The sequence below is a fragment of the Bacillus sp. FG16 genome (genome assembly GCF_057809515.1).
The window spans coordinates 1-6,772 of sequence record NZ_JBMDKC010000170.1 but is presented as its reverse complement, the minus strand read 5'-3'; the positions used below and the strand labels follow the sequence as shown (position 1 = coordinate 6,772).

Annotated in this window: 7 protein-coding genes and 1 pseudogene; 6 read left to right on the top strand and 2 right to left on the bottom strand. The window is 35.5% G+C overall.

Translation table 11 applies throughout. From position 1 onward, the window contains the following. Positions 1 to 41 precede the first annotated feature (41 nt). A pseudogene (locus tag ACODS7_RS30640) lies at positions 42 to 293 on the top strand (S8 family peptidase); the annotation flags it as partial. 159 nt (positions 294 to 452) lie between these two features. Here ACODS7_RS30640 and ACODS7_RS30635 read toward each other — a convergent pair. Together ACODS7_RS30635 and ACODS7_RS30630 are read right to left on the bottom strand one after the other, a co-directional pair. Continuing rightward, positions 453 to 869 (bottom strand): SRPBCC family protein, encoded by a 417-nt coding sequence (locus ACODS7_RS30635; RefSeq protein ID WP_016080843.1) that lies wholly within the window; start codon positions 867 to 869, stop codon positions 453 to 455. Between the two features lie 80 nt (positions 870 to 949). Next, positions 950 to 1,960: an aldo/keto reductase gene (locus ACODS7_RS30630; RefSeq protein WP_224980014.1), complete on the bottom strand. Its 1,011-nt coding sequence runs from the start codon at positions 1,958 to 1,960 to the stop codon at positions 950 to 952. A gap of 372 nt (positions 1,961 to 2,332) precedes the next feature. On the opposite strand from ACODS7_RS30630, the gene ACODS7_RS30625 reads away from it, so the two are divergent. From ACODS7_RS30625 to ACODS7_RS30605, 5 genes are all read left to right on the top strand, one after another. Further along, a complete protein-coding gene (locus tag ACODS7_RS30625; RefSeq protein ID WP_000860820.1) occupies positions 2,333 to 2,677 on the top strand; it encodes a winged helix-turn-helix transcriptional regulator in 345 nt (114 codons plus the stop codon). A 190-nt stretch (positions 2,678 to 2,867) separates the two neighbouring features. Beyond that, positions 2,868 to 3,194 carry a winged helix-turn-helix transcriptional regulator gene (locus ACODS7_RS30620; protein WP_224980016.1) on the top strand — a complete coding sequence of 109 codons (327 nt, stop codon included), beginning with the start codon at positions 2,868 to 2,870 and terminating at the stop codon, positions 3,192 to 3,194. Positions 3,195 to 3,479: 285 nt separating this feature from the next. Continuing rightward, positions 3,480 to 4,652: a cyclopropane-fatty-acyl-phospholipid synthase gene (locus ACODS7_RS30615; RefSeq protein ID WP_224980018.1), complete on the top strand. Its 1,173-nt coding sequence runs from the start codon at positions 3,480 to 3,482 to the stop codon at positions 4,650 to 4,652. 213 nt (positions 4,653 to 4,865) lie between these two features. Further along, complete coding sequence (locus ACODS7_RS30610) at positions 4,866 to 5,927, top strand: oxidoreductase (RefSeq protein ID WP_224980020.1); 1,062 nt, start codon at positions 4,866 to 4,868, stop codon at positions 5,925 to 5,927. A gap of 32 nt (positions 5,928 to 5,959) precedes the next feature. Beyond that, positions 5,960 to 6,697: a GntR family transcriptional regulator gene (locus tag ACODS7_RS30605; RefSeq protein ID WP_224980021.1), complete on the top strand. Its 738-nt coding sequence runs from the start codon at positions 5,960 to 5,962 to the stop codon at positions 6,695 to 6,697. Positions 6,698 to 6,772 lie beyond the last annotated feature (75 nt).

The window sequence follows — 6,772 nt, the reverse complement described above, 5'->3', positions numbered from 1 at the left end:
AACGTTTTTTGACACTTGGGGGTAGTCTTATTTCTTAAGTTGATGGGCATGGGGTTTTACCAGATTTAAAAGCGATTTTGTCTAACCTTGGATTTCATAGTGATTTGACTACCAATGATCCTATGGTATTTCCAGATAACGTAGAAAAAAATGAAGGAAAAGAAAATTCAACTTTCGTATTTCCAGGTGAAGAAACAAAAAGAACAGGGGATAAAAATTCAACTGTAAACTTCCCAGAAGAAGATTTAAAGCAGGATGAAAAAGAAGAGGGATTAATTGTTTTTCCGGATTAATAAAAAATACTACCTTCCATTTGGAGGTAGTATTTTTTATTTCTTGTAATTAACAAGCAGGTATGAAAGCTGTATTTGTTTATCTTTCATAATGAATTTAACAACAAAATCGAATATTTGACTGTTAATTAAATTTTTCGTCTCAATCAATTACATGAATTAATCTAGAAATGCTTGCTGTAATGCTTTCAGTCCATCGCTGTAAATACCATGAAACAGATTAATTGCCTCTTCATCACTAACTTCAACAGGAGTGAATGTACCAGACCACTCTACTAACGATGTGTTACTTTCAGTACCTTCTTTCACCTGGATTGTAGATAGATAATTAGTGACTGGGAATGGTGCATTCATGATTGAATACGTGTAGTAGCGCTCTTTATCATTGAATACTTCTAAGCGTTCTATAATTGTATCCCCATCCGGATTAGCTAGATGACGTACACGACCGCCTTCAGTTAATTTACTGCTAGGTATATAAGGTAACCAGTCTGGAAGGGAGTTGAAACCTCCGATTAATTGCCACACTTGTTCCGGTGAAGCAAAAATTTCCATAGATGTAGTAGTATGTGCCATATTCATTACGCTCCTTTTCATCCCGGTATTTACGGGTAAATAATCAGTGGGGGATGCTCCCACTGATTAAAGTTACATTATTATTTTACGTTGATTGGTAGTGGTGCATTAGGTGCTACTAGTTTTTGTTCGCGCATTTCTTCCCAGAATGCTGCTGGAATTACTGTATTTAAGGCATTTTGATCTTCTACAATTCGTTCCGGTTTACTTGCACCAGGAACAACAGCAGCAACTGCTGGATTAGCTAGTGAAAATTGTAGTGCAGCAGCTTTGATGCTGATGTCGTGACGATCTGCAAGAGCTTTCATTTTCTCAACTTTTGCAATAATTTCTGGCGATGCTTTTTGATATTCGAAGTGAGCGCCTCCAGCAAGAATACCTGAGCTATATGGGCCACCAACAACAATATCCATATTATGCTTTACAGCTGCAGGCATTACTCGTTGTAATGCACGTTCGTGGTCTAATAATGAATAGCGACCAGCTAGTAAGGATATATTTGGTTTCGCTTCTTCTAAATCAAGCATAAGTTCAATTGATTCTACTTTGTTTACTCCAAGCCCCCAGCCCTTAATAACTCCTTCTTCACGTAAACGTGTTAGCGTACGGAATGCTCCTGTTCGAGCTGTTTCAAATTGTGAAATCCACTCATCACCATAAAAGTCTTGTGCTAAATCATGAATGAATACAAAGTCTAGACGATCTGTTTTTAAACGTTTCAAACTTTGTTCGATAGAACGAAGTGTTGCATCTGCGCTATAGTCATTGATCATTTTATTTTTGCGACCAAATTCGAAAAGTCCGCCTTTTTCACCTAAATCACGTGCAGATGGATCTTCTAGTTCATCTGAAATCGTTCGACCTACTTTGGTGCTTAAAAAGTAATCATCACGATTTCTTTTTGACAGTGCTTCACCAAGACGAATTTCTGCTAAGCCAGATCCATAAAGTGGAGCTGTATCAAAGTAACGAACACCATTGTCCCAAGCAGCATCCACTGTAGCGATTGCTTCTTCCTCTGGGATATTACGGTACATATTCCCTAGTGGTGCTGTACCAAAACCGATTTTTTCTTTTAGTAATTTACTCATTATAGATATCCTCCTAAAATGTATTTGAAAATTAAAACATGTCATTTCATCGTCTGACAAAATGTATGATAAAAATACTCACTTTAAAGTACAGGTAATTTCTAATACTGCATGACTCACTCAACTCTTACAAATGCTATTATGAAATGTATTTTACATAATGAAAAGTACGTACTTTAAAGTGATATAGATACTAAAAAGTAATACAGGTACTTTTTGGTGCCGTACTACTCATCTGCTGTTTACGTATGCTATTATGAAACATGTTTAATACAATAAAAAGTACGTACTTTAAGGTGCTATAGATACTTAAAAGTAATATTTAAATCTTTAGCTTAATGGCCTTATAAAATTAATAAAGGAGATTTTTATATGAAAACATACAATATTCCTGTAGAGGCAACTTTAGAGGTTATCGGTGGAAAGTGGAAAGTAGTTATCCTTTGTCATTTAAAGAAAGACAAAAAGAGAACGTGCGAATTAAAACAATTAATGTCTGGTATTACACAAAAGATGTTAACGCAACAATTACGTGAATTAGAAGAAGATGGTGTAATCGAGAGAAAAGTGTATAACCAAGTGCCACCAAAAGTAGAATACTCTTTAACTGATTACGGTCATTCTTTAGATTCTATACTCGATACTCTTTGTAACTGGGGAGAAAATCATCTTGAAAAGAATGGGAACACATCTATGCTCATTACAGCAGCCGAATAAAAAAGAAAAAACGAACGAGAATACGTTCGTTTTTTCTTTTTTTATAGAGGGAGATTTTTACGCAGCATAATTACTTTTTTGTAATATAGGTACTTTTTTGTGCTGTAGGAACTAAAATGTGCCGTATAGAAAATTATTTGTTTTTACGCAACAATAGAGAAGAAATTTAGAAAAAAGGAGAGGAGCACGCGTGAAACAATATAATATACCGATAGAGGCAACTTTAGAAATTATCGGGGGAAAGTGGAAGGTCGTTATTTTATGTCACTTAACGAAAGGACAGAAGCGAACGAGTGAGTTGCAACGTCTAATTCCTGAAATTTCTGTGAGAATGTTAACGCAGCAACTACGTGAGCTGGAAGAAGATGGTGTGATTACACGTGAAATTTACAAAGAAATTCCCCCTCGAGTGGAATACTCCCTAACCGATTATGGGTGGTCTTTACAAAATGTATTAAATCAATTAACCGCATGGGGAGAACGATGCATAGATAGAAAAAACACAGAAGTTAAGTGAAATCTCTATATGTAATATTGAAAACACCACCTAATGACGAGGTGGTGTTTTTCATTTTAAAACTTCAGAAAATTTTTATGATGAAAAGTAAAATTTTTGAGGACCTGTTTCAGTCATGGGTACTTAAAAGTGCCTACATCACTTTAAAGTACGTACTATGCTTCATAATATAACCGTTTTATAATGACACTCGTAGCAAGAAGTCATAACGATTTTAAGCTATGTTCAAAAAGACTTATTAACTAGTAAAGTTTTTTGTTCAATTTTTTAGTAGGAGATGTTTTTATGGTTGAAGAACTTTTTTATAAAAAAATACTTAAAAATCTGTTTTCAGATTCAGTTCAAATTACACTTTGGAATGGAGAAACAATACAATATGGCGAAGGGGAACCGCAATTTCATATAACATTCCATAAGCCGCTCTCAAAAAAAGAAATTGCTAAGGATCCTTCTATTGCATTCGGTGAAGCATATATGAATGGAGACCTTGAAATAGAGGGTAATCTTGAAAAGGCAATTCAATCTATTTATAAAAGGCAGGATAGCTTTTTAGGTGATAGTAAGTTGCAATATTTCAAAAGTAAATGGAATTTCTCAAAACAAAAAAATAAAGAACATATTGCTCACCATTATGATATCGGGAACGATTTCTATAAATTATGGCTTGATGAGACAATGACATATTCTTGTGCGTATTTCCAAAATGAACAAGATTCTTTAATGACAGCTCAACATAATAAAGTGAATCATATTTTGAAAAAGTTGAACCTTCAAAAAGGTGATACGCTATTAGACATCGGTTGCGGGTGGGGTGAGCTCATTACAGCTGCCGCTAAGCAGTACGGTGTGAAAGCGATGGGAGTAACACTAAGTGAGGAACAATTTGCAAAGACTTCTGAGCGAATTAAACAAGAGGGACTTACGGATTTAGTTGAAGTATCTTTACTTGATTACCGCGATATTAAGAATCATAAATTTGATAAAATTGTTAGTGTAGGTATGATCGAACATGTAGGAAAAGACAACATTACGCAATACTTTGAAACAGTTAACAAACTACTAAATGATGGCGGGATTTCTCTGCTGCATTGTATTACTTCTCCGGCTAATGGTGGTGCTACGAATGGTTGGATTGAAAAATATATATTCCCTGGTGGGTATGTTCCTGCTGTTAACGAATTAATCACGAACATGACAAACGAACAATTTTTCATTGTTGATGTGGAAAGCTTACGTAGACATTACGGGAATACATTACAACATTGGGCTCAAAATTTTGAAAACGTACTAGAGGAAGTTCGCAAAACGAAAGATGAGCGATTTATCCGCATGTGGCGTTTATATTTAAATGCATGTGCAGCTTCATTCTTTACAGGTAATATTGATTTACATCAATTTGTATTTACAAAAGGGATTAATGATACAATTCCGATGACACGTTCTTATATGTATGAATAAGAGCATGTAACCAAGGAGCTCTCTAGTCATCGAGTGTAAATAAAATGATGATAGGACATAAGTCTATAACTTAAAGTCGAGATGGGGATCAGAAAATGATTTCTATCTCGACTTTTTGATATATAATTTTAAAATCAAAACTATATACTTTTAAAGATAAAAATATATAATAAATGTAGAAACGAAAATTTATGAGCAAGGAAGTTGAAGAACATGACATTAACAATGGGCTTTATTGGATTTGGAAAATCAGCTAACCGTTATCACCTACCTTATCTGAAGACACGTAAAAATATAAAAGTAGAAACGATTTTTGTGCGTCAAATAAATAAAGAATTAGCGGCTCCATATGAGGAAAAAGGTGTTTACTTCACTACTGATTTGGACGAATTGTTGAATGACAAAGAAATTCAAGTAGTGACGATTTGTACGCCAGCACATACGCATTATGAATTAGCAAAAAAAGTTATACTAGCCGGAAAATCAGTTATCGTTGAAAAACCATTTTGCGATACAGTAGAACATGCGAAAGAATTATTAGCTTTAGGACGAGAGAAAGGTGTAGTCGTTATGCCTTATCAAAACCGTCGTTTTGATGGTGATTTTTTAGCTGTAAAGCAAGTAGTTGAACAAGGATTCCTTGGTGATATTATTGAGATTGAATCACATATTGATTATTTCCGTCCTGGTTCAATCACTCATGAAGCTCCAAAAGAAGAAGGTTCATTTTACAGTTTAGGTATTCATACGATGGACCGCATGATTTCACTATTCGGCCGTCCAGATACGGTGACATACGATATTCGTAATAATGAAGTAGAAGGTGCGGTTGATAACTATTTCGATGTTGGTCTACATTACGGAAATCAGTTGAAGATTAAACTAAAAACGAACCATGTTGTAGCAAAAGATTATCCACGTTTTATCGTTCATGGAACAAATGGCTCATTTATTAAATACGGTGAAGATCAGCAGGAAAATGATTTGAAAGCGGGTATTATGCCTGAGAGTGCAGGATTTGGTGAAGATTCGCCGATGTATTATGGAATTGCTAAGTATCGTAATGCAAATGGTGACTGGATTGAAAAACAAATTAAAACGCCGCTTGGTGATTATGGTCGTTTCTATGATGCAGCTTATGACACAATTGTAAATGGTGCACCAAAACTTGTGAAAGACGAAGAAGCGGTAACGAATATTGAAATCTTGGAAAACGGATTTGCTGTCCCATCACCTTCAGTCTACAAACTTGAGGCTTTACATTTGAATGAATAGAAGCGAGTATGCAATATAAAGGAGGTATGGAAATGGCAAGCGGATCAACACAAGTAAAATACCTCGGCATTTATCAAAAGATTAAACAACAAATTTTAGACGGTGAATATAAAATCAATGAAAAAATTCCGAGTAGCCCCGTCCTTGCTGAAGAATTTGATGTTTCAGTACTTACTATTAAAAAAGCGCTGGATCTGTTAGTAAGAGACGGCTACATCATCCGCCGGCGCGGAAGTGGAACAGTGGTGCAAGATTGGCGTCAGCAGGAAAAGGCACGAATGATTCAAACTTTAACAGGTACGAAAGCTGTTTACGGCAGTGAGGTAGAAAGTAAAATTATCGAGTTTGCGATTGTTGGTGCTGATGAAGTAGTTGCTGAGAAATTGGGAGTTTCAATCGGTGATTTCGTCTATAAAATCATTCGCCTCCGCATCATTCACAGCATTCCGACGATTATGGAGCATACATGGATGCCAATCTCGGTTATCCCAGGTGTTGAGGCTTCTGTTTTAGAGGAGTCAATATACTCACATATTCAAAATAAACTTGGTCTTGAAGTAGGGACATCTGTTGTCAGGGTTAAAGGAATTCGCCCAGATGATAGGGAGAAGCAGTTTATGAACTTAACAAATCAGGATTTCTTAATGAGAGTTGAACAAGTGGCATACTTAACGGATGGACGAACTTTTGAATATTCTTATGCAGATCATCTACCGGAAACCTTTGAGTTTGAAACAGTCATTACGGCAAAAAATTATAAAGAGACATAAAAACCGGTTGAGGCAAGTATTGAAGTGAACCCGAATAGTGGTACATGAAAAAAACACCTCCTGAATTCGCATACT

What these genes read in the sequence shown, in the direction of transcription:
- ACODS7_RS30610 (WP_224980020.1), top strand. Translation starts at nt 4,866, where the DNA reads ATGACATTAACAATGGGCTTTATTGGATTTGGAAAATCAGCTAACCGT.
- ACODS7_RS30605 (WP_224980021.1), top strand. Translation starts at nt 5,960, where the DNA reads ATGGCAAGCGGATCAACACAAGTAAAATACCTCGGCATTTATCAAAAG.
- ACODS7_RS30625 (WP_000860820.1), top strand. Translation starts at nt 2,333, where the DNA reads ATGAAAACATACAATATTCCTGTAGAGGCAACTTTAGAGGTTATCGGT.
- ACODS7_RS30615 (WP_224980018.1), top strand. Translation starts at nt 3,480, where the DNA reads ATGGTTGAAGAACTTTTTTATAAAAAAATACTTAAAAATCTGTTTTCA.
- ACODS7_RS30630 (WP_224980014.1), bottom strand. Translation starts at nt 1,960, where the DNA reads ATGAGTAAATTACTAAAAGAAAAAATCGGTTTTGGTACAGCACCACTA.
- ACODS7_RS30635 (WP_016080843.1), bottom strand. Translation starts at nt 869, where the DNA reads ATGGCACATACTACTACATCTATGGAAATTTTTGCTTCACCGGAACAA.